The 22,761-nt window shown below is 68.6% G+C and carries 22 protein-coding genes and 1 pseudogene; 15 read left to right on the plus strand and 8 right to left on the minus strand.

Features of this window, described 5'->3' with window-relative positions; translation table 11 throughout:
• The first annotated feature begins 68 nt into the window (after positions 1-68).
• The 7 genes from A5780_RS36715 (at position 69) to A5780_RS36745 (ending at position 7,396) form a co-directional block, all read left to right on the plus strand.
• Positions 69-710 (plus strand): (2Fe-2S)-binding protein, encoded by a 642-nt coding sequence (locus tag A5780_RS36715; RefSeq protein ID WP_064911319.1) that lies wholly within the window; start codon positions 69-71, stop codon positions 708-710.
• 138 nt (positions 711-848) lie between these two features.
• Positions 849-2,906: a threonine--tRNA ligase gene (gene thrS / locus A5780_RS36720; protein ID WP_064911320.1), complete on the plus strand. Its 2,058-nt coding sequence runs from the start codon at positions 849-851 to the stop codon at positions 2,904-2,906.
• A gap of 8 nt (positions 2,907-2,914) precedes the next feature.
• Entirely contained in the window at positions 2,915-3,553 is a 639-nt protein-coding gene (locus A5780_RS36725) for an HIT domain-containing protein (RefSeq protein WP_063019123.1), read from the plus strand.
• 1 nt (position 3,554) lies between these two features.
• A complete protein-coding gene (pgsA, locus tag A5780_RS36730; RefSeq protein WP_063019121.1) occupies positions 3,555-4,226 on the plus strand; it encodes a phosphatidylinositol phosphate synthase in 672 nt (223 codons plus the stop codon).
• 22 nt (positions 4,227-4,248) lie between these two features.
• Positions 4,249-5,232 carry a phosphatidylinositol mannoside acyltransferase gene (locus A5780_RS36735; RefSeq protein ID WP_063019134.1) on the plus strand — a complete coding sequence of 328 codons (984 nt, stop codon included), beginning with the start codon at positions 4,249-4,251 and terminating at the stop codon, positions 5,230-5,232.
• Positions 5,229-6,353, plus strand: coding sequence for a glycosyltransferase family 4 protein (locus A5780_RS36740; RefSeq protein ID WP_063019119.1), 1,125 nt, complete (start codon positions 5,229-5,231; stop codon positions 6,351-6,353). Before A5780_RS36735 ends, A5780_RS36740 begins: the two co-directional genes overlap by 4 nt.
• Positions 6,353-7,396: an NUDIX domain-containing protein gene (locus A5780_RS36745; RefSeq protein ID WP_064901664.1), complete on the plus strand. Its 1,044-nt coding sequence runs from the start codon at positions 6,353-6,355 to the stop codon at positions 7,394-7,396. The genes A5780_RS36740 and A5780_RS36745 overlap by 1 nt, the downstream gene beginning before the upstream one ends.
• A 24-nt stretch (positions 7,397-7,420) precedes the next feature.
• Here the strand turns inward: A5780_RS36745 and A5780_RS36750 are convergent, their stop codons facing one another.
• The 5 genes from A5780_RS36750 to A5780_RS36770 form a co-directional block, all read right to left on the minus strand.
• Entirely contained in the window at positions 7,421-8,815 is a 1,395-nt protein-coding gene (locus tag A5780_RS36750; protein WP_064911321.1) for a PQQ-binding-like beta-propeller repeat protein, read from the minus strand.
• Positions 8,816-9,112: 297 nt separating this feature from the next.
• On the minus strand, positions 9,113-10,345 hold the full coding sequence (locus A5780_RS36755; protein ID WP_064911322.1) for an NAD(P)/FAD-dependent oxidoreductase: 1,233 nt from the start codon (positions 10,343-10,345) through the stop codon (positions 9,113-9,115).
• Positions 10,342-10,524, minus strand: coding sequence for a rubredoxin (locus tag A5780_RS36760; RefSeq protein WP_063019113.1), 183 nt, complete (start codon positions 10,522-10,524; stop codon positions 10,342-10,344). Before A5780_RS36760 ends, A5780_RS36755 begins: the two co-directional genes overlap by 4 nt.
• A gap of 1 nt (position 10,525) precedes the next feature.
• Positions 10,526-10,717: a rubredoxin gene (locus tag A5780_RS36765; protein ID WP_063019111.1), complete on the minus strand. Its 192-nt coding sequence runs from the start codon at positions 10,715-10,717 to the stop codon at positions 10,526-10,528.
• Entirely contained in the window at positions 10,717-11,940 is a 1,224-nt protein-coding gene (locus A5780_RS36770) for an alkane 1-monooxygenase (protein WP_064901660.1), read from the minus strand. The genes A5780_RS36765 and A5780_RS36770 overlap by 1 nt, the downstream gene beginning before the upstream one ends.
• A gap of 203 nt (positions 11,941-12,143) precedes the next feature.
• On the opposite strand from A5780_RS36770, the gene A5780_RS36775 reads away from it, so the two are divergent.
• Together A5780_RS36775 and pdxS are read left to right on the plus strand one after the other, a co-directional pair.
• Positions 12,144-12,758: a TetR family transcriptional regulator gene (locus A5780_RS36775; RefSeq protein ID WP_064901665.1), complete on the plus strand. Its 615-nt coding sequence runs from the start codon at positions 12,144-12,146 to the stop codon at positions 12,756-12,758.
• 523 nt (positions 12,759-13,281) lie between these two features.
• Complete coding sequence (gene pdxS, locus A5780_RS36780; RefSeq protein ID WP_030513899.1) at positions 13,282-14,184, plus strand: pyridoxal 5'-phosphate synthase lyase subunit PdxS; 903 nt, start codon at positions 13,282-13,284, stop codon at positions 14,182-14,184.
• A gap of 126 nt (positions 14,185-14,310) precedes the next feature.
• Here the strand turns inward: pdxS and A5780_RS36785 are convergent, their stop codons facing one another.
• On the minus strand, positions 14,311-14,742 hold the full coding sequence (locus tag A5780_RS36785; protein ID WP_063019105.1) for a glyoxalase/bleomycin resistance/extradiol dioxygenase family protein: 432 nt from the start codon (positions 14,740-14,742) through the stop codon (positions 14,311-14,313).
• A 90-nt stretch (positions 14,743-14,832) separates the two neighbouring features.
• On the opposite strand from A5780_RS36785, the gene A5780_RS36790 reads away from it, so the two are divergent.
• Both A5780_RS36790 and A5780_RS36795 read left to right on the plus strand, forming a co-directional pair.
• Positions 14,833-15,810, plus strand: coding sequence for a YafY family protein (locus A5780_RS36790; protein ID WP_064911323.1), 978 nt, complete (start codon positions 14,833-14,835; stop codon positions 15,808-15,810).
• 138 nt (positions 15,811-15,948) lie between these two features.
• Positions 15,949-16,920, plus strand: a complete 972-nt coding sequence (locus A5780_RS36795; protein ID WP_181064064.1) for a LysR family transcriptional regulator — start codon at positions 15,949-15,951, stop codon at positions 16,918-16,920.
• Positions 16,921-16,972: 52 nt separating this feature from the next.
• Here the strand turns inward: A5780_RS36795 and A5780_RS36800 are convergent, their stop codons facing one another.
• Positions 16,973-17,584: a hypothetical protein gene (locus A5780_RS36800; protein ID WP_063019552.1), complete on the minus strand. Its 612-nt coding sequence runs from the start codon at positions 17,582-17,584 to the stop codon at positions 16,973-16,975.
• Positions 17,585-17,768: 184 nt separating this feature from the next.
• Between A5780_RS36800 and A5780_RS36805 the strand changes: the two genes are divergently transcribed.
• The 4 genes from A5780_RS36805 (at position 17,769) to A5780_RS36820 (ending at position 21,709) form a co-directional block, all read left to right on the plus strand.
• The gene (locus A5780_RS36805; protein ID WP_082857483.1) at positions 17,769-19,202 is read left to right on the plus strand and encodes an MFS transporter; all 1,434 of its coding nucleotides are present in this window, start codon (positions 17,769-17,771) and stop codon (positions 19,200-19,202) included.
• An 83-nt stretch (positions 19,203-19,285) separates the two neighbouring features.
• Entirely contained in the window at positions 19,286-20,104 is an 819-nt protein-coding gene (locus tag A5780_RS36810; protein ID WP_063019556.1) for an acyl-CoA thioesterase II, read from the plus strand.
• Between the two features lie 67 nt (positions 20,105-20,171).
• Positions 20,172-20,834: a pyridoxal 5'-phosphate synthase glutaminase subunit PdxT gene (gene pdxT / locus A5780_RS36815; protein WP_030513906.1), complete on the plus strand. Its 663-nt coding sequence runs from the start codon at positions 20,172-20,174 to the stop codon at positions 20,832-20,834.
• 122 nt (positions 20,835-20,956) lie between these two features.
• Positions 20,957-21,709 (plus strand): YebC/PmpR family DNA-binding transcriptional regulator, encoded by a 753-nt coding sequence (locus A5780_RS36820; protein ID WP_030513907.1) that lies wholly within the window; start codon positions 20,957-20,959, stop codon positions 21,707-21,709.
• Positions 21,710-21,764: 55 nt separating this feature from the next.
• Here the strand turns inward: A5780_RS36820 and A5780_RS36825 are convergent.
• Positions 21,765-22,571 (minus strand): annotated as a pseudogene (locus tag A5780_RS36825) (alpha/beta hydrolase); the annotation flags it as partial.
• Positions 22,572-22,761: the final 190 nt, after the last annotated feature.

Below are 22,761 nucleotides of genomic sequence, written 5' to 3' on the forward strand. Positions count from 1 at the left end.
GCGCGGCGGACATGCCATGGTGGAGGTGGTGCATTCGGTGAATCGACGTGGATCGGAGTCGGAGGGAAATGGTTGCGCAGTCGGTGGAGTCCGGGGTGCCCGCCCAGGTGGCCGGCATCAAACTCACCGAGCCCGCGTGGCTGTCGGAACGGATCGCCGATATGGGAATCTCCTGGGGCACAGGCAATTCCCGCGTGTCGGGCACGCTGTGGTGGTGTATGGCCGCCTCGGCGCTGGTCGATCCGATCACCGAGGCGTATGCGAGCGGCGCACCGGCGCCCGACCCCACGCTGGAACGGCTGCGCTGCGAGATCCGGCCCGACGGTGGCATCGAGCGGATCGTGCCCGACGCCGTGAGCGAGTCCGAAGCGGTCGGCGCGGCGCTGGGGGAGTCGCTGCGGCGCGTCATCCCGGTGGTGGCACGGGTGACCGGCGCCGGTCCGGCGGCGCTGTGGGCGATCGTCGCCGATGCGATCGGTAACCGGGCCATCGACGCGGGCGACCCCGAGGCGGGTGCGCGGCTGGCCGCCCAGGTCGGCGAACGGTTGCCCGCGCCGCGATTCACCGATGTCGAATCGCGCACGTTCGTGCGGCGGATCTCCTGCTGCCTGGTCTACGAGGTGCCCGGCTGCGGTACGTGCACCAGCTGTCCGAAAAGGCCCGCCGCCGAGCGCGAGCGGCTGCTCACCGAGCTGGCCCGGCGCGGATGAGCGGGTCGCGGCCGGTTCGCGGGCGGTCCATCGGCGCGCGACCGGTACTGTCCCGATAGCATTGGTCGCGCCGGTGACTTTTCTGTTCGTCGACCGGCCTGGACCGAGAATGCCGACATATTCAAGGAGAGCGCAGCCGTGACCACCTCAGCCCGCACAACCCTCGCCGCCCTCGTCCGGGTGCCGGCCGGGACGACGGCGGGCGCCGCGGTGCGCGAAGCGGGCCTGCCCACCAAGGGCCCCGACACCGTCGTCGTCGTGCGTGACGGCGAGGGCAACCTCAAGGATCTGTCCTGGGTGCCGGAGACCGACGTCGAGGTCGAGGCAGTGACCGCCGGCTCCGAGGACGGCCGCAGCGTCATCCGCCATTCGGCCGCCCACGTGCTGGCCCAGGCGGTGCAGCAGGAGTTCCCCGAGGCCAAGCTCGGCATCGGCCCGCCGATCAAGGACGGCTTCTACTACGACTTCCAGGTCGAGCGGCCGTTCACCCCGGAGGATCTGGCCAAGCTCGAATCCCGGATGAAGAAGATCGTCAAAGGCGCGCAACGGTTTTCGCGCCGGGTGGTCGAGGTCGACGAGGCTCGGGTGGAATTGGCCAAGGAGCCGTTCAAACTGGAGCTGATCAGCGACAAGTCGGGAATCGACGACCCGGAGATCATGGAGGTCGGCGGTAACGAGCTGACCATCTACGACAATCTCGACCCGCGCACCGGCGAGAAGGTGTGGGGCGACCTGTGCCGCGGCCCGCACATCCCGACCACCAAGTTCATTCCCGCGTTCAAGCTGACCCGCTCCTCGGCGGCCTACTGGCGTGGTGACCAGAACCGCGAGGATCTGCAGCGCATCTACGGCACCGCATGGGAGTCGCCGGAGGCGCTGGAGAACCATCTGCGCATCCTGGAAGAGGCCGAGAAGCGCGATCACCGCAAACTCGGCCTGGAATTGGATCTGTTCTCCTTCCCGGACGAACTGGGTTCGGGCCTGCCGGTGTTCCATCCCAAAGGCGGCATCATCCGCAAGGAACTCGAGGACTATTCCCGGCGCCGCCACATCGCCGCGGGCTACGAATTCGTCAACACCCCGCATATCACCAAGGGGCATCTGTTCGAGGTCTCCGGACACCTCGACTGGTACCGCGAGGGCATGTTCCCGGCGATGCACCTCGACGCCGAGTACAACGACGACGGCACCGTGCGCAAGCCCGGCCAGGATTATTACGTCAAGCCGATGAACTGCCCGATGCACAATCTGATCTTCCGCTCGCGCGGCCGGTCGTATCGGGAGCTGCCGCTACGGCTGTTCGAATTCGGGTCGGTGTATCGCTACGAGAAGTCCGGTGTCGTCCACGGGCTGACCCGGGTGCGCGGCATGACCCAGGACGACGCGCACATCTACTGCACCAAAGAGCAGATGCACGCCGAGCTGACCTCGACCCTGCAGTTCGTGCTGAGCCTGCTGCGTGACTACGGTCTCGACGATTTCTACCTGGAATTGTCGACGAAGGATCCGCAGAAGTTCGTGGGCTCGGACGAGTTGTGGGAGGAGGCCACCGACACGCTGCGCAAGGTCGCCACCGATTCGGGTCTGGACCTGGTCCCGGATCCGGGCGGCGCCGCGTTCTACGGCCCGAAGATCTCCGTGCAGGCCAAGGACGCGCTGGGCCGTACCTGGCAGATGTCGACCATTCAGCTCGATTTCAACCTGCCCGAGCGCTTCGGCCTCGAATACACCGCCTCCGACGGCACCAAGCAGCGTCCGGTGATGATCCACCGCGCCCTGTTCGGGTCCATCGAGCGATTCTTCGGCGTGCTCACCGAGCATTACGCGGGCGCCTTCCCGGCCTGGCTGGCGCCCGTGCAGGTGGTCGGCATCCCGGTCGCCGACGCGTTCGCCGAACACCTCGACTCCGTGGTGGAGGAACTGCGCGCGCACGGTGTGCGGGCCGAGGTCGACCGCAGCGACGACCGGATGCAGAAGAAGATCTTCAACCACACCGCGCAGAAGGTGCCGTTCATGCTGCTGGCCGGCGAGCGCGATGTGAACGCCGGTGCGGTGAGCTTCCGATTCCGCGACGGCACGCTGGTCAACGGCGTGCCGGTCGCCGATGCGGTGGCGACCGTCGTCGACTGGATCTCGCGGCGCGACAACGCCTCGCCGAGCGCGGAAGGATTCGAGGTCCGGACCGGTGGGGCGTGAGTGAGGGCATGGTGGAAGAGGCTGTGACGCAACAGGATCCGGGTCGGATCGTCGACACGGGAGCGGGGGACCCGGACCGGTTGCAGCGATTGTGGACCCCCTACCGGATGTCCTACATCACCGGCGCGGTCGCGGCGGATCGCGACACCCGGAGCGCGCCGGCCGAGGCCGACGCGCCCGCCGGTGCCGAGGAGAAGACCTCGGCCGGGCTGAAGCATCCGTTCACCGAGATCCCGAAGATGTCGGACGAGGACGGGCTGGTTATCGCGCGCGGTGAATGGGTGTTCGCGGTGCTCAACCTCTACCCGTACAACCCCGGCCACATGATGGTGGTGCCCTACCGGCGGGTGGCCGACCTCGAGGATCTCACCCCCGAGGAGAGCGCCGAACTGATGGCGTTCACCCAGCGGGCGATCCGGGTGATGAAGAAGGTGTCGCGGCCCGAGGGATTCAACGTCGGGCTGAATCTCGGCGGGGTGGCCGGTGGCTCGCTGGCCGACCACCTGCACCAGCACATCGTTCCCCGCTGGGGTGGGGACGCCAATTTCATCACCGTCGTCGGCGGGGTGAAGGTGATGCCGCAGTTGCTGCGGGAGACGCGGGCCCTGCTGGCCGGGGCGTGGCACGAGGCGAAGGAAGTCGAGTAGCGTGCTGAGCTTCTTCGGTCGGGAGACGTTCGCCAAGGCGACCGCGCCGCTGGGACGGGCGCTGGTGAGCACCGGGCTCACGCCCGACGCGATGACGCTGATCGGCACCACCGCCTCGATCGTCGCCGCGGTGACGCTGTTCCCGACCGATCACCTGTTCTGGGGAACGATGGTGATCTGGCTCTTCGTCATGTTCGACATGCTCGACGGGGCGATGGCCCGCGCCCGCGGCGGCGGCACGAAATACGGTGCGGTCCTCGACGCCACCTGCGACCGCGTCGCCGACGGCGCCATCTTCGGTGCGCTCGCGTGGTGGTCGGTGTATCACGAGCACAGCAAGCATCTGTTCGTGGCGACGCTGGTGGTCCTGGTGACCTCGCAGGTGATCTCCTATGCCAAGGCGCGCGCGGAGGCGAGCGGGCTGTCGGCCGACGGCGGGATCATCGAACGTCCCGACCGTCTGGTGATCGTGCTGGTCGGGGCCGGCCTCACCGGCATCGGTGGCTATTTCGACGTCGAGTGGCTCACCTATGCGGTGTATGTCGCGATGTACATCCTGGCGGTGCTGAGCATCGTCACCGTCTTCCAACGAGTCCTGGAGGTACGGAATTCGGCCGGGGCCCGCGACGTGATCGCGCCGGTGACCAAGGCCGACTCCGATTCGGCGAAATGAAGGTGGTACGGGCGTGACGCAGATGAGGGCGGCGCTGACCGACGGGGCCTATGCGGCCGGGTGGCGACTGGTGCGGGGGCTGCCGGAGCGCACCGCGCGTCGCTGGTTCGACTTCGGTGGTGATTGGGCGGCCCGGCGTGCGAACCGTGCCGCTCATCGCGGCCGGGGGCCGAATCAGTTGCGCCGCAATCTCGCCCGGGTGCTGGGTGTCGACCCGCTCGAGGTACCCGACGAGTTGATCCACGCGTCGATGCGCTCGTATGCCCGGTACTGGCGCGAGGCGTTCCGGCTGCCGACCCTCGACCATGCGGCACTGGCGGATTCGCCGCTGATGCCGTTTCCGGAGGGCTTGGAACATCTCGACGAGGCACTGGCGCAGGGGCGCGGCGTGATCTTCGTGCTGCCGCATTCGGGAAACTGGGATATGGCCGGGGTGTGGCTGGTGCAGCACTACGGCAGCTTCGCCACGGTCACCGAACGGCTGCGACCGGAATCGCTGTTCGAGCGCTTCGTGGCCTACCGGGAGAGCCTGGGGTTCGAGGTGTTCCCGCTGACCGGCGGGGAGCAGCCGCCGTTCCGGCAGCTCGCGCAACGGTTGCGCGACAACAAGGTGGTCTGCCTGATGGGCGAGCGCGATCTCACCGGCAAGGGCGTGCCGGTGGAGTTCTTCGGCGAACGCACCTGGATGCCGGCGGGCGCGGCGAAATTGGCCATCGAGACCGGCGCCGTGCTGATGCCGGTGCACGCCTGGTTCACGGTGGATGAGCAGGGCCGTGAGGGATGGGGGCTGAAAACCGAAGCGCCGCTGGATGTTTCGGAGGGTATCGCGGCGGCCACGCAGCAGCTGGCGAATCGCTTCGCGGCCAATATCGCCGAACACCCCGCCGACTGGCATATGTTGCAACCGCTGTGGGAGGGGGACCTGTCCCCCCAGCGCCTGGAGCGGATCGCGGCCGCGCAGGCCGTGCGCGGCGGTGAGCGGCCCGCCGGAGACGCGGTGTCATGAGAATCGGCATGGTCTGCCCGTACTCGTTCGACGTGCCGGGCGGAGTGCAGTCACATGTCGTGGAGCTGGCGCAGGTGCTGATCGAGCGCGGCCACAAGGTGAGTGTGCTGGCCCCGGCCTCCGACGACACCGAACTGCCGGAATTCGTCGTCTCGGCCGGGAAGGCGGTGGCGATTCCGTACAACGGTTCGGTGGCGCGGCTGTCGTTCGGGCCGACCGCCTACACCCGGCTGCGGCGCTGGATCGCCGACAGCGACTTCGAGGTCCTGCACGTCCACGAACCCAACGCCCCGAGCATCTCGATGCTGGCGCTGAAGGTGGCCGAGGGACCCATCGTGGCCACCTTCCACACCTCCACCACGAGGTCGCTGGTGCTGGCGACCTTCCAGGGCGTACTGCGGCCGTATCACGAGAAGATCAGCGGGCGAATCGCGGTCTCCGAGCTGGCGCGGCGCTGGCAGGTGGAGGCGCTGGGCAGCGACGCGGTCGAGATCCCGAACGGGGTCGACGTGCCGGCGTTCGCGAATGCGCCACTGCTGCAAGGGTATCCGCGCGCGGGCGGGACGGTGCTGTTCCTCGGTCGCTACGACGAGCCGCGCAAGGGGATGGCCGTGCTGCTGGGCGCACTGCCCACACTGGTGGCCCGGCATCCGGACGTGGAAATTCTGATCGTCGGCCGCGGGGACGAGGAACGCCTGCGCCGGGAGGCGGGCGAACACGCCGGACATCTGCGCTTTCTCGGTCAGGTCTCGGATGCGGAGAAGGCGTCGGCGATGCGCAGTGCCGATGTGTACTGCGCGCCGAACCTGGGCGGGGAGAGTTTCGGCATCGTGCTGGTGGAGGCGATGGCCGCCGGAACCGCCGTGGTCGCCAGCGAATTGGACGCCTTCCGCCGGGTGTTGCGCGACGGGACCGCGGGTGTGCTGGTGCCGGTAGGTGACTCCGCGGCGCTGGCCGAGGCGATCGACGGGCTGCTCACCGACCGCGCCCGCCGCGAGGATCTGGTGCGCACCGCGGACCAGGTTGTCGGCGAATACGATTGGCCGGTCGTGGCCGAACAGATTCTGCGGGTGTACGAGACGGTCACCGTCGGCGACGCCCGGGTGAGGACCGCTGGATGATCACCTTCTCCGCGACGACCATCCTGGTCCTCGCGCTGATCGCGGCGGTGATCATCGCCATCGGAGTGTGGGCCTACTCCACCGCCAATCGGCTCGACCGGCTGCACGTGCGCTCCGACCAGGCCCGCGACGCCCTGGAGTCCGCCTTGGCGCGACGCGCGGTGGTGGCCCGCACGGTCGCGATCTCGATGGCCGGGCCGATGTCGGAGTCCACGGCGGCGGAGCAGTCCAAACGGCTGATCGCATTGGCCGACCGCGCCGAACGCGCCGACTGGAACGATCGCGAAACCGCGGAGAACCAGCTCGCGGCCGCACTCTCCGCGGTCGACATCACCTCGTTGCGTCCGCAGCTGGTGGCCGAACTCGCCGACGCCGAGGCGCGGGTACTGATCGCGCGCCGCTTCCACAACGACGCCGTACGCGACACGCTGGCGCTGCGTACCCGGCGCCCGGTGCGGTTGCTGCACCTGGGCGGTACCGCGCCGCTGCCCACGTATTTCGAGATCGCGGAGCGCGTCACCCCGGCAGCGACCACCGGACTCGAGGTCGACACCGTGCGCACCTCGGCCCGGGTGGTGCTGCTCGACGACGAGGATCGCGTGCTGTTGATGCGCGGCCACGACCCCCAGACTCCCGATTCGCCGTTCTGGTTCACCGTCGGCGGCGGCATCGAACCGGGGGAGACGCTGCGCACCGCGGCGGTGCGCGAGGTCTGGGAGGAAACGGGCCTGGCGCTGGACTCCACGCTGCTGCGCGGCCCGATCTGGCGGCGGGTCGCGGTCTTCCCGTTCAACGGGGAGCTGATCCGCTCCGAGGAACTGTTCTTCGTCGCCCGGGTGCGCTGGTTCGACCCGAAGCCCGCGGATCCGAGCGTCTGGGAACGTCGCTGCGTCACCGCCTACCGCTGGTGCCTGCCGCCGGATATCGCCGAACTCGACCGGATCGGCGAAACGGTGTACCCGTACCACCTGGACAACCTGCTGGCCGAGGCGCTCGCCGCCGCCGGTTCCGAGATCGAGCCGGAGGTCCGGTCGATCCGCTGAGCCGCGGCGATTATTCGGGCCGCCTCATGCCGCGGCGTATCCGGTGAACGCGTCCGCGAGCACGACAACCATCCGGCCGCCCATCGCTTCCACCGTCGAGCGCAATCTGGGATCACCACTGGGCGGCAGCGACATCGACCATGCGGTCGAACCGTCGCCGGCGTCGATCGCGTGCACGGTTGCGCCGTCCGCGAGAACGAGGTGCCAACCGTCGGTGAGGCCGTCGCGCACCGTGTTCGCGAGCCGCGCCGGCTGCTGCCACACCTGGTGTCCGTCGGCGAGATCGAGGCCGATCAGCGCCGTCCCGTCGAGCGATCGGACGATCACCGTGTGATCCACTACTCCTTCGACCGCGCCCTGACGACCGGTGTGCTCGTCGAGGCCGATCTGTGGATTCGTCCACAGCACTCGCCCTGTCGTTCGGTCGTAGGCACTCTCGCCGGTGAGGATCGGCGGCGACGCGGTCGCGGTCGGATACCACTCGAGCAGGAAACTGGGGTTGCGGACCTCGGTGATCGAGTGGCCGTTGCGATCGAGAAGTGTGACTCGTCCCGCGCTCCAGCCGCGATCGATCACCTGCGTGGCGATGATCCCGCCGTCGAATACGGCGCCGACGGGCCCGGTGAACAGCGGGTCGCCGGTGCGCAGATCGTAGACGCGAACGCTGCCGTCGTGACCGTCCCGGAAGTAGTCCGGCGCATCGAGTCTCGGCCTGACCGCGTCTCCGGGAACCGGGGTCGGATACGTTCGGCGCCAGCTCGCCTCGATGTCGGAAACGGTTCCCCGGGTGACGACGGCGGTCATCCGGTCGGCGGTGCGGCCGGCGACGGAAACCACGCCGTCGCGCACCGCCACGTCCGTCACCTCGAAGTCCGTCGAGCGGTCCGTGGCTATCGCGCCGGTGGCGGCGTCGACGATCAGCACTCGGTGGGTGCCGCGGCAGGTCAGCTGGCCGTCGAAGACGCGCTCGTTACAGCTGAGGAGTTCACCGGCGTCGATCGTCCACCGCACCGCGCCGGTGTCCGGGTCGATGCCGTACAGCCGCACCGGTCCGGCTTTCGGTGCGGTGCCCGGCCCGGGCTCGCCGGGTACCGCGGTGGCCGCGACCATCATCGGCCCGGCGTCCATCGGCGAACCGTAGCCGTTGTAGTTGTCCAGGCTGTGCGGAAGTGCCAGCAGGACCGCGCCGGGCTCGTGCGACAGATCGGCAGCGCGTAACGTCCATCGCGGCACCGGGGCGGAGTCGAGCCGGCCGGAAATCCGGAACCGGCCACCGGCCGCGGGACCCGCCTGCGGCTGCTCCGGTGATCGGTTCACCCATACGACCGCTGCGACTCCCGCCACCACGGCCACGATCAGCACCGCGATCCAGATCCGGCGCGTGCCTCGACCGGTGAGCCAGTGTGCGGCCGCGTTCATCCGGCGGTCTCCTTCATCCGTCCAGCCGGCTCACGCACCGGCCCCACTGTGCGAAAGAGGCAAGGTATCAGCCTCTTTCGAGGTAGGCGACCGAGGACGTCCCAGCGCCGGTAATGCCGTAGCTCGAAAGCCCCTTCTCGTCGACGATCCCCGTCGTGGTCGGAGAAACTGTCACCGGCGGGCATCGGTCGGCGACGAGGACGTGCTGCCGCGTTCGGTGTGGATGACAACGCGCCGGAACGCCCGGAGGCCGGTGTCAGCGCGGCGCGATCGCACGGTTGCGAAGCGGTCACTCGGTCAGTGGTGGCCCGAGAGTTCCGTGGCGGATGCCAGTTCCTGGAGGGGAATGGTTGTGTCGGACCAGGTTTCGGGACCGTGGGTCGTTCGGGCGGCGATGAGGCTTCGGGCGGTGCGCAGGTCGGCGGGACGGCCCACGGCCGCCGCGGCGACCAGTCGACCCGCTCGCAGGGACAGTGCGACGAACTGCCCGGGGGTGTCGGTGGTGCGGACCACGACGTCGTCCTCGGTGTGCGGTCGCCCTGCGAATTGGATCGTGACGCCGTACTGCGTGGTCCAGCCCCAGGTGACCTCTTGCGCGGGGAGGGGTTGTCCGAGAACAGATTTCGCCACGGCGATCCCCTGTGACTGTGCACTGTTCCACTGTTCGGTGCGCCGGTGGACCCCGAATTCCGGATCGTAGACGGCGGCGGCGTCACCGGCGGCGAAGATATTCGGCGCCGAGGTCGTATAGGACTCGTCGACGAGGATCCCGTCCCCGACGGCGAGTCCGGCCTGACGGGCCACCTCGGTCTCCGGTTCCGCGCCGATCGCGACGAGCACCGCGGCAGCGGTCCACTGACGTCCGTCGACAGCGGTGGCCCGGATATCGCCGTCGTCACCGTCGATCCGGTCCAGTACGACCGCGTCGTGAATGTCGACGCCCTTGCCGGCGTGCAGGTTTCGGCAGTGCACGCCGATCGCCGCCGGGGCCACCCGCTCCAGCGGAGCGTCACCCGCGTGCACGATCGTCACCGCCGCCCCGAGTCCACGCGCCGTCGCGGCGGCCTCGCAGCCGACCAGGCCGCCGCCCACCACGAGCAGCGATCCACCGGTCACCACGGCCGCGCGCAACGCCTCGACATCCGCCGCGGTGCGCAGCGTGTAGGCGCCCGATTCGGGACCGGGCAGTTCTCGGGCGCGCGCGCCCGTGGCGAGCACCAAGGCGTCGTAGCCGAGGGTTTCGCCGGTGCCCAGATGTAGCCGGTCGCGGTCGACGTCGATGCCCGCGACCGGGGTCCCCGGGCGCACCTCGATGCCGAGTTCGCGCCACGATTCCGCGGATTCGAGCAGGAGCCGGCGTTCGTTCGCGGTACCGGCGAGCAATTCCTTGGAGACCATCGGGCGGCGGTAGGGCAGCCGGTCCTCCGCGCCGAGCAGCACGATCTCACCGGTGTAGCCCTCGGTGCGCAGAGTGCGGGCGGCGGTGGCGCCCGCGACCCCCGCACCCACGACGACGATGCGTCCGGTCATGCGCGACTGACCTCGACCATCTCGAAATCCGCCTTGGCCGCACCGCAGTCGGGGCAGGACCAGTCCTCGGGAATGTCGTCCCAGCGGGTGCCCGGCGCGATGCCGTCTTCTGGCCAGCCGAGCGCCTCGTCGTATTCGAATCCGCATTGCAGGCAACGGAACAGCTTGTAGTCGCTCATATCAGGCGCCTTTCGTGAGGGTCGGATCGTGGCTCGCGAGATCGAAATCGACCTTCTCCCGCACGCCGCAGTCGGGGCAGCACCAGTCGTCGGGTATCGCCGACCACGCGGTGCCGGGCGGAAAGCCCTCGCGAGGTGCGCCCTCGCTTTCGTCGTACACGTAATCGCAGACGGGGCAACGGAATCGGGACATCAGGCGACCCCGTACTTCGCGAAGACCCGATCGCGCTTGCGGGGCTGGATGTTGACGCGGGTGATGTCACCGCCGTAGTGCGCGAGCACCCGCTTGTCCATCACGCGGCGCCACACCGGCGGGAAATAGGCGACGGTGATCATGCTGGCGTAGCCGCTGGGCAGATTCGGCGCGCCGTCCATACTGCGCAAGGTCTGATAGCGCCGGGTGGGGTTGGCGTGATGGTCGCTGTGGCGCTGCAGGTGGTAGAGGAAGATATTGGTGACGATGTGGTCGGAGTTCCAGCTGTGCTCCGGCGTGCAGCGTTCGTAGCGTCCGGCCGCTGTGCGCTGCCGCAGCAGGCCGTAGTGCTCGAGATAGTTGACCGTCTCCAGCAGCGAGAAGCCGTACACCGCCTGCAGCACCAGGAACGGCAGCACTCCGGGGCCGAAGATCGCGGCCAGCGCGCCCCACAGCACCACCGACATCAGCCAGGCGTTGAGCACGTCGTTGTGAATCGTCCACGGCCGCTTGCCCATCCGCTGCAGGCGCGTCTTCTCGAGCGACCAGGACGAGCGCAGGCTGCCCCACACACTGCGCGGCAGGAAGGTCCAGAACGATTCGCCGAACCGGGAACTGGCCGGATCCTCCGGTGTCGCCACCCGTACGTGGTGGCCGCGGTTGTGCTCGATGTAGAAGTGGCCGTAGAACGTCTGCGCCAGCGTGATCTTCGACAGCCAGCGCTCCAATTCGTCCTTCTTGTGGCCGAGTTCGTGCGCGGTGTTGATGCCGACACCGCCCATGGTGCCGATGCTGAAGGCCAGGCCGATCTTCGACACCAGGCTCAGCCCGCCGTCGACACCCAGCCAGGACAGATCGGCCGCACTCCACAGATAGCAGGCGAACACCAGGCTGAGCAGCTGGAACGGGATATAGGCGTAGACGCACCAGCGGTAGTAGCGGTCGTTTTCGAGCTGTTCCATCACCTCGTCGGGCGGATTCTGCCCGTCGGGCCCGAAGAAGCGATCCAGGATCGGCAGCAGGACGTACACCAGTAGCGGACCGATCCACCACCACACCGGCGCCGCGTGGTGCCAGCCCAGCTGGTTGAACAGCCACACCAGGCCGGTGGCGAGCAGGACCGCGGTCGGCGGGACGAGGCCGAACAGCCAGAGATGGCGTTTGCGGTCGCGCCACTGCGGCGGCGCGGTCCGGGCCGGATCGCCGATTCGGGATGTGGTCACGGAGTTCTCCTCACGAACGGTACGCGGACTGCGCGCCGGAACGGTGCGCCCGGCATACGGGCTGCGTGGACGAGGTCGGGGCCGGAGCGCGACCCGTTCACCTCGGCATATTTACACTTTCTGAAGAAGTGTTCTCATTGAATACAGATGCGGAGAGATTGTCAATAGTCGAACAGTTTCGTGGACCGTGTACGATCATGGACGTGGCTACCGCGCCGAACTTCCAGTCCGATATGCGCCGACTTCTGCGCGAGCGCGTCATCGAGACCGCTCGTGGCCTGGTCTGTACCGAGGGCTGGGGCGCGGTGAACATGTCGCGGGTCGCCAAGGAGGTCGGTGTCAGCCGGCCGGTGCTGTACAAGGAGATCGGCACCAAACAGGACCTCGCCGATGTGGTGATCGCGAACGAGGTGGACGTCTTCCTGGTCGGGATCGCCGAGAAGCTGGCGGCCCACCCGGACGATGTGATCGCCGGCCTGATCGCGGCCGTGGAGTTCACCCTGCGCAGCGGCGCGGACAATATGCTGCTGAAGGCGGTGCTGTCGGGCCGCTCGGCGCCGGATACCGCACTGCTCCCGGCGCTGATGACCGAACCGGAACCGGTGCTCGGCCGGGCGATCGCCGCGGTGACCGCGACGGTTCGCGCGCAATACGATCTGGCGTCGGTGGGCGACGAGGAACTGGGATCGGTCGCCGAAACCGTTGTGCGCCTTGCTCTCAGTCATCTGTTCCAGCCGACCGGGCCGGTCGAACGGGCGCTGGAGCAGATCCGGGTCGTCGCCGTCGGACTGTTCGAGCCACTGCTGGCCGACGCGTGACGATTCGAGCCTGACGATTCGACGGTGGGAGACGTTGGCTGTCAACGCATTTCGTCGGAAATCCGCCGATCTCGCCGATACCCGGCCGTTGCCGCTGTGTGACAGGTCACCATCGGTTAGGGTCGAAACCGGTTTGCCGCACACCGAATCCGGCGAACCGGTGTGTGGAGGTGAGGTACCGAATGCATATGTCCTATCTGCTGTACGACTTCCTGCTGCCGTATATCGGCGAGCAGGCCGCGACGTACTGGGCGCAGCTGTTCGTCGTCGACCCGATCTGACGAACAGGTGGCGCCGGCCTGCGGTTACGGTCGTCCGGCGCCACGGGTACCCGCTCTCGGCGCGCCCGTAGCGACGCCGTAGCGGCCGCCTGCCGGGCGTGTGATTCCGGCCGGGGGCCGCGGACCAGTCCAGTGCTCTCGGACTGGCTATCTAGTGGCCTGATCGGGGCGCCTAGAATCGTGGAGGTTCGCATCGCAGCGATGCCTCCTCGAACGAATCCCCGATAATCAGGAGTTTGCCCGTGACAACGCCCGACACCACCTCGACGACCGGCACCGCCCGCGTGAAGCGCGGCATGGCCGAGATGCTCAAGGGCGGGGTGATCATGGACGTCGTCACCGCCGATCAGGCCAAGATCGCCGAGGATGCCGGCGCGGTCGCGGTGATGGCGCTCGAGCGGGTTCCCGCCGACATCCGCGCCCAGGGCGGTGTCGCGCGGATGAGCGACCCGGACCTGATCGACGGCATCGTCAACGCCGTCTCCATCCCGGTCATGGCCAAGGCGCGCATCGGCCACTTCGTCGAGGCGCAGATCCTGCAGAGCCTCGGCGTCGACTACATCGACGAGTCGGAGGTGCTGACACCGGCCGACTACGCCAACCACATCGACAAGTGGCAGTTCACCGTGCCGTTCGTCTGTGGCGCCACCAATCTGGGCGAGGCGCTGCGCCGCATCACCGAGGGCGCGGCCATGATCCGCTCCAAGGGTGAGGCCGGCACCGGCGACGTATCCAACGCGACCACCCACATGCGCAAGATCCGGGCCGAGATCCGCCACCTGCAGTCGCTGCCCGAGGACGAGCTGTTCGTGGCCGCCAAGGAACTGCAGGCGCCCTATGAGCTGGTCCGTGAGATCGCCGAGACCGGCAAGCTGCCCGTGGTGCTGTTCACCGCCGGTGGTATCGCCACCCCCGCCGACGCCGCGATGATGATGCAGCTGGGCGCCGAGGGCGTCTTCGTCGGCTCCGGCATCTTCAAGTCCGGCAACCCGGCCGAGCGTGCCGCCGCCATCGTCAAGGCCACCACCTTCTACGACGACCCCGATGTGCTCGCGAAGGTGTCGCGCGGCCTCGGTGAGGCCATGGTCGGCATCAACGTCGAGGAGATTCCGGAGCCGCACCGCCTCGCCGAGCGCGGCTGGTAATTCGGTCGGAAGACTTTCCGAGACAACGGCTTTCGCCGGGTCGTCCGGTACGGACGGCCCGGCTTCGTCGTACAGGCGTGATCGCGCCGCAACCCGGAGACCGTCCCGGAGTGTGCGGTCGGCGCCTCACCTGTCCTGCGCGATCGCCCCGATCCGATCCCGCGCCGCGAACTTCGCGATCGCGGCGGCTGTGACCGGGGTGAAGAAGTTGACCAGGTTGCCGTCCGGGTCGCGGACCAGCAACGACCGGTTGCCCCACGGCATCGTCGTGGGTTCGGCGACGATCTCGGTGCCGGCACCGGACAGCTCGCGATGGACGCGGTCCACATCGGCGACGAGGAATTCGGTGATCACACTGCGGTTGGCGCCCGGAGCGGCGGAATCCGGTGCGAACAGGGCCACCGTGCGCGTGCTCGCGATCGCGAGGGTGGCGGTGGCGGTCTCGAGCTCGGCGAAATCCTCGGTCGCCCACTGCGCCCGGACGCCGGTCGCGCGCTCGTAGAACGCGACCAGACGCGCGACGTCGCCGGTGATGATGCGGATGGAGACGAAATCCATGACTGTTTCCTTGCTGTTGAGAGGCGTTTTCCGCAGCGTAGGAGAAATAGTGGACACAATCGGTCCGGTATCGGAACTAGAGTTGTCCGCATGGCTCGACCCACCGGCCGCGTGCTGATCCTGCTGGAACTCCTGCAGTCCGGCGGTACCCGCACGGTGGCCGAGCTCGCCGACCGGCTGGGCGTCGAGGGACGCACCGTCCGGCGTTATGTGGACCATCTGATCGACCTCGACATTCCGGTGGAGTCCGCGCGCGGCCGCTACGGCGGCTATCGCCTCGCCGCCGGATACCGGCTGCCGCCACTCATGTTCAGCGACGACGAGGCCCTGGCCGTGCTACTCGGTCTGCTCGCCGGCCGCCGGAACGGCTGGGCCCCAACGGATGTCACCGCGAGCGAGACGGCCGCCGCCAAGATTCGTCGCGTCCTGCCCGCGTCCCTGACCCGGCGATTGGACACACTGCTGGAATCGTTCGACGTCACCGAGCAGCCGGACGCAGCGGCCCCGGCGCAGGCCGCGGTTCTGCTCGCGATCGCCGATGCGGTACGCCACCGCCGGCCCGTCACCATCCGCTATACCGATCGGCACGGCCGCGGAAGCGAACGCGTCCTGCATGCCTACGGCCTCGTCGCTCACGCCGGGCGGTGGTACGTGACGGGCACGGATCCCCGGCTCGGCGAAGACCGCACCTTCCGCCTGGATCGCGTCACCGATGTGCGAACGCTGCCCGGCTCGTTCGACCCACCCGCCGGATTCGACGCCGCACAGCATCTCGTCTCCGGCTTCGCCGCCGCCGACTACCGATACGACATCGGCCTGCGAATCTTCGGCACCACCGAGCAGATCCGCGCCCATCTGCCCGCGACCGTCGCGACCGTGGCCCCCGCCGACGACGAGGAGGCGCCGCAACGCTGGTGGCGCGTCGACGTGCGGGCCGAGCGCCTCGAGTGGCTGCCGCCGGTGCTGGCGGCGCTGGATCGCCCGTTCGTCATCGACCGGCCCGAGGAGTTGCGCGACCGCGTCCGGGCCCTCGCCGATCGGCTCGCCGCCTCCGCCCGCCGAACCTGATCGCCCCTTCGCACCGGTGCGGCCGGTCCCTGCCGAGCGAATGAGCTTCCCGCTACTGTCTTTCGGGCACTGTGCGATCCTTCGCACCGATCAACGAGACGAGACAGGGGTCCACATCCGATGGTTGGGTCAGGGACTGTGGGCCGGGACCTCGATCTGGCGGCGGTGCGGGCGTTCGTCGCCGCGGCCGAGGAGCGGCAGTTCAGTCTCGCCGCCGTGGTTCTCGGCATCAGTCAGCAGGCGGTGTCGAAGCGGATCGCGAAGCTGGAGGACCAGCTCGGGACGGCGCTGTTCGACCGCGTCCCCGCCGGAATCGTGCCGACCGCCGCCGGTGCGCGGCTGCTGCCGCATGCGCGAGCGCTGCTGGCGGTGGCCGAAACCGCGGTGGCGGCGGTCTGTGAGATGCCGCGTCCGCTGCGTGTCGCGGTGCAGGGCGAGCGCCAGGGCGCGACCGAGCAGATGCGGTTCTACCTCGACCGCAACCCCGGCGCCGAGACCGAGATCGTGATCTCGAACGTCTTCGTCACGTCGCGGGACATGGTGGTGCACGGCCGCGCCGACGCCGCCTTCGCGCGCCCCTCGGGCGGCCCCCGCCCGCTGCCGCCCGATATCGCGGCCGTCCCCGCCTATGTCGATCCGGCGCATCTGCTCGTCGGCAGGGACCATCCGCTGGCCGTGCGCTCGGCGGTGCCGCTCGCCGAGCTCGCCGCGTACACGGTGTGGATTCCGGGTGCCGGGGTGGCATCGGAATGGGCCGACTTCTATCGCGAACTGAGTGAATTCTGCGGTGTCACCATCGATACGACACCGCGCGACCGCACCCGGTTCCCCGGGCCCGACGGTATCGAAGCCATGCTCGCACGCATCGCGGACTCCGACACCCTGGCCACCGTCAGCAGCGATCACTTCCGCAATCCGTGGCATCCGCACATCCGTCGGGTGCCGATCGTCGACCCGACACCGGCCTATCCGCATGCGCTGCTGTGGTCGACGTCCAACACCCATCCGGGGCTACCGCACCTGATCGAGCATTTCCGCACGACCTACAACCGCGACATCGCCGCCGGCTGCTGGCTGCCCGCCGCCGACCGCGAGCGGTTCGCGGGCTGATCGCCGCGAATCCCGCTGCGCCCCTGCGCCTTCGGTTCGGGATCGACGCCGATCAGGAACCGGTGCGCACCGCCGGGCGGTCCGGATGATCCCAGCGCACGTCGAAGGTGGGCATGTCGTCGTGCTCGCGATCGTGGCGCAGCAGCGCGGGCACGGTCCACCGGTCCGCGGGGTCGGTTCGGCGCAGCAGCGCAGATTCCGACATCTGCAGCCGCACGGTGACATCGAAATCCAAACCCCGGCCGAGCAACATCGGCCCCGCGACCACCAGGACGAGACCCGGTTCGGCGGGCTGCATGCGCGCCCGAGCGGACCGATCCTCGACTTCGTCCCACAGCGCGGGCAGCCACCGCCCGCGCCCGCGTACCGCTTCCAGCACTTCACGATCCAGGGCGGCGTAGTCGAACCAGGCTGTGCGATAGGTCATCTCGTCGCGCCCGAACTCCAGCCGCAGCGATGCCGGGCGCACGAAGTCGTGCAACCACACCCGCTCGGCCGGCCGCCCCCGCGTGCGGATCCGCTCGACGATCCGGTCCGCCGGTTGTCGCGGGTGCGCACCGTCGGCGCCGTCGACGGCCACCACGACCGGCCCCGGCAGGGCGAGAGCGACCGCGGCGACCCGCTCGACCAGCCCGTCCACGGCGATCGGTTCGTATGCGGGCATCCGCCTATCATGCCCGCCCCCGCGCGGATCCCGGAGAGTCGCCCGGCGACCGGGTTTGCCATCACATAGCCTGAGCGGGTCGATTTCGGGCACGGCGGTACCCGCGAGGCGATCGAACACCCTCCGCGGACCCCACCGGCGCCGCTGTTCGACGGTTGTCGTGAACTCGAGGAGGTCGTGGTCCGTGGCGGTGCTGGTCCCGCGTGAACGTCCGAGGCGGTGGTCGCTCGACGACATCGTCGTCACCGATCCGCCGATCATCCGGCGGGCGATCGGCGCCGCGAGTATCGGCAACATCACCGAGTGGTACGACTTCGGCGTCTACGCGTATTTCGAGCCGACCATCAAGGACGTGTTCTTTTCCCATCTCGGGGACACCGCCGGCACGATCGCCACCTTCGGCCTGTTCGCGGTGGCGTTCCTCGTCCGCCCGTTCGGCGGCATGTTCTTCGGACCGCTGGCCGACCGCGTCGGCCGCAACAAGGTGCTCGCCACCACGATGATCCTGATGGCGGCCGGCACGTTCGCCATCGGCTGTATCCCGGATCAGGACACGATCGGGATCTGGGCGCCGATGTTGTTGCTGGGCGCGCGGTTGCTGCAGGGTTTCTCGACCGGTGGCGAATACGGCAACGCGATGACCTTCATCGCCGAATACGCACCCGACCGGCGGCGCGGATTCCTCGGCAGCTGGCTGGAATTCGGCACCTTCACCGGATATCTGCTGGGCGCCTTGGTGGTCACGCTCGCCGACGCCACCCTCACCGACGAGCAGCTGCTGTCGTGGGGCTGGCGGCTGCCGTTCTTCGTCGCGCTGCCGCTGGGTGTGGTCGGCGTCTATCTGCGGATGCGGCTGGCCGACACCCCGGCCTTCGCCGCCCTGGAGAAGGAATCCGAGGAGCGGGAGAAGGCGAACAAGACCGGCGAGGAGGCGAAGATCCTGGCCCGGCTGTGGCCGTACGTGCTGGTCTGCATGGGCCTGGTGGTCGTCTGGAATGTCACCAACTACATGCTCACCTCCTATATGCCGACCTACGTCACCTCGACCGTGCCCGACAGCACCGGCGGCGGCGTGTCCTCCTCGGCGTCGCAGTGGCTGCAGATCGCGGTGATGACCATCGCGCTGCTGACCATCCCGGTGATCGGCCTGATCTCGGACCGGGTCGGGCGCAAACCGATCATCTGGGCCGGCATCGTCGCGTTGCTGGTGCTGGCGTTTCCGATGGTCCTGCTGGTGCGCACCGACAACGCCTTCGCCGTGTTCCTGGGCCTGCTCATGATGGGCCTGACCCTCATCTGCTTCAGCGCGACCATGCCGTCCACCCTGCCGTCGCTGTTCCCGACGAAGGTCCGCGGCGCGGGGCTGTCGGTGTCGTTCAACGTGGCGGTCTCGCTGTTCGCCGGCACCACATCGGTGGTGGTCGGCGCGCTCGTGGGCGCGACCGGCGATCTGAACTGGCCGGCGTACTACCTGATCATCGCGGGGCTGGTGGGTGCGGTCTCGGTGTACTTCCTGCAGGAGCCCAACGGCCGGCACATGTGGGGCTCGGCGCCGGCCGCGCGGTCCGCGGAGGAGGCGAGGGAACTGATCGGATCGCAGGGGGAGCGGGCGTCGTGAGCGGTGTCACGGCGGAGAGTCGCGCGCCGGGGCGGGTTCGCCATCGCTTAGCCTGAGCGGGGCACGTGGCGGAAGGACGGTACATGGCGACGATCGAAGAGGCACTGGAGATCGAGCGGCTCGAGCGGGACATCTTCCGCGGCGCGATCACCAAGTCCCAGCTGGCGCGCACATTCGGCGGTCAGGTTGCCGGGCAGGCGCTGGTCTCGGCCGTACGCACCGTGGAACCGCGCTTCGAGGTGCATTCGCTGCACGGATACTTCCTGCGCCCCGGCAATCCCGCCGAGCAGACCGTGTATCTGGTGGAACGCATTCGCGACGGGCGCTCGTTCTGCACCCGACGCGTCACCGGCGTCCAGGACGGCGAGGCGATCTTCACCATGTCGGCGTCCTTCCATGTCGGCGACGAGGGTCCCGAACATCAGGACCGGATGCCGGAAGTTCCGCTGCCGCAGGACATTCCGGACGAACGCGCGTCGATGAGCCCGGAGCGGCTGTGGCTCATGCGCGAATGGGAGCACTGGGACATCCGGCTGGTGCCACAGGAAGAGGTGGTCCGGCGCGACGGCCTGGCCTCCCAGCAGCAGGTCTGGTTCCGCTACCGGCACCCGCTGCCCGACGACCCGCTGTTCCACGTCTGCACCCTCGCCTACATGAGCGATATGACCCTGCTCGGTTCGTCGAAGGTCACCCACCGCGACGAACCGACCCAGGACGCGTCGCTCGACCACGCGATGTGGTTCCTGCGCCCCTTCCGCGCCGACGAATGGCTGCTCTACGACCAGAATTCCCCGTCCGCGGGCTACGGCCGCGCGCTCACCAGCGGGCGGATCTTCAACCAGCGCGGACAGTTCGTCGCCCAGGTCGTGCAGGAAGGGCTCATCCGCAAACTGCGGCGGTAGGTGAGCGGCGCCACAACGGCGGTGGCCGCGGGCCGCGTCCGCGCCGCGCGACTCGTATGCTCGTGCCGTGAAACCGACCATTGGCGTGCTGGCTCTGCAGGGTGACGTGCGGGAGCACTTCCACGCGCTGGCCGCGTGCGATGCCGAACCGGTGAGTGTGCGACGGGAATCGGAACTCGAGTCCGTCGACGCGCTCGTGCTGCCGGGCGGCGAATCCACCGCGATCAGCAAACTGCTCGAGGTCTTCGGGTTGCTGGAACCGCTGCGGGCGCGGCTGCGCGCGGGCATGCCGGCCTTCGGTTCGTGTGCCGGGATGATCCTGCTGGCGTCGGAGGTGCTCGACACCCGTCCCGACGCGCAGTCGCTGTCGGGCATCGATATGACGGTGCGGCGCAACGCCTTCGGACGTCAGGTCGATTCGTTCGAAACCGATCTCGACTTCACGGGACTCGACGAGCCCATCCGCGCGGTGTTCATCCGGGCGCCCTGGGTGGAACGAGTCGGCGACGGCGTCGAGGTCCTGGCCCGGGTTCCGCACCGGCCGCGGCCGGGGACCGTGGTCGCCGAGGGCCCGTCGGTGGGCGACCCGCAGGAGGCGGCGGGCCGGATCGTGGCGGTCCGGCAGGGCTCGGTCATCGCGACCTCGTTCCATCCCGAGGTGACCGGCGATCTGCGCGTGCATCGCCTGTTCGTCGACTCGGTCCGGGCCGCGGTGGCCGCCGGTACCTGACCGTTCGCCGCGCACCCCGGCCGGGCGATGGCGGACCGGGCAGTAGACTGCACAGCGATCGCCGGAACGCAGATCGCGAATCTGCCCGGGCCTCGAGCACACCGACCTGAAGGAAGTAGGGAATGAGCGGCCACTCCAAATGGGCCACCACCAAGCACAAGAAGGCCGTGATCGATGCCAAGCGCGGCAAGATGTTCGCGAAACTGATCAAGAACATCGAGGTCGCGGCGCGCACCGGCGGTGGTGATCCTGGCGGAAACCCGACTCTCTACGACGCCATCCAGAAGGCGAAGAAGTCGTCGGTTCCCAACGACAACATCGAACGCGCCCGCAAGCGCGGCGGTGGTGAAGAGGCCGGCGGCGCCGACTGGCAGACCATCATGTACGAGGGCTACGGGCCCAATGGTGTTGCGGTGCTGATCGAATGCCTCACCGACAACCGTAATCGCGCCGCCGGTGAGGTGCGCGTGGCCATGACTCGCAACGGTGGCAATATGGCCGACCCCGGGTCGGTCGCCTACCTGTTCCACCGCAAGGGCATCGTCACGCTGGAGAAGAACGGGCTCAGCGAGGACGACGTGCTGACCGCGGTGCTCGACGCGGGCGCCGAGGAAGTCAACGACCTCGGTGATTCGTTCGAGATCATCAGCGACCCCAGTGACCTGATCGCCGTGCGCACGGCGCTGCAGGAGGCCGGAATCGATTACGACTCCGCCGAATCCGGCTTCCAGCCCTCGGTGTCGGTGGCGGTCGACGCCGACGGCGCCCGCAAGGTGTTCAAACTCGTCGACGCGCTCGAGGACAGCGACGACGTGCAGAACGTGTACACCAACGTCGATGTCTCCGACGAGGTTCTCGCCGAACTCGACGCCTGATCCGTACCGCCGCGGGCCGCTGCCGGATGGACCGGCGGCGACCCGCGGCGTGTGATCAGGTGTGCACGGGCAGTCCGAGCCGCGCCGACACCCACGGCAGCGACGAGGTGAACGCGGCCGCCGCGAACTGCCAGGTATGCCCGCCCTGAGTGGTGTGGATGGTGCACTCGATGCCGACCGCGCGGCCCTGACCACACAGTTTCTCGGCGGCACCGACCTCGCCGGTATCCATGACGCCGTCCTGGCCACCGACGCCGATGCGGCTCTCGTCGACCTGCGGCAGGTGGAACCGGCCGCCGGCGTCCTTACCGGTGCGGTCCGGGCGGTGCGGTGGCGTCAGATCGTCGAACAATCCGGCGACATCGGTATAAGGGCCGTGCTTCGCCATCACCGTCAGCGGGTCGAAGCGGTCGTAGGCCGCCGCGTCGCCGCCGTAGAGGCGGGAGATCGTCTGATCCTTGGTGCCGGACGTGGGGCCGAGATCGCCCGCGATATCGACGAAGGTGCGGAACAGCTCCGGATGCATCACGGTCAGGTCGGTGGCGCAGGTACCGCCCATCGACCAGCCGATTACCGCCCACTTCGCCGGGTCGGCCGGCACGCCGAAACGCGAGTCCACATACGGCACAACATCTTTCGTGAGGTGGTCGGCGGCGGCGCCGCGCGGCCCGTCGACGCATTCGGTGTCGTTGTTGAAGCTGCCCGAGGAGTCGACGAAGACCAGGACGGGGGCGCTGCCGGCGTGGGCCGCGGTGAACGCGTCGATGGCGGGCATGATCTGGCCGCTGCGCAACCAGTCGGCGGGAGTGTTGAATTCGCCGCCGATCATCATCATCGCCGGCAGGGCGGGCGGGGTGGCACCGTACCGCCGCGATCGTGGCGGTGCCGTTCGCGATCGCCAGTTCGGCGGTGGTGCTCAACCAGTGGGTGGGCTACTACCCGAGTGTGCAGTCGGCGTGGAATGCGCTGCCGGCTGGGCCGCGGTGAACGCGTCGATGGCGGGCATGATCTGGCCGCTGCGCAACCAGTCGGCGGGAGTGTTGAATTCGCCG

It is taken from the genome of Nocardia sp. 852002-20019_SCH5090214, assembly GCF_001665865.1.
In the GTDB taxonomy this organism is placed as follows: Bacteria; Actinomycetota; Actinomycetes; order Mycobacteriales; family Mycobacteriaceae; genus Nocardia; species Nocardia nova.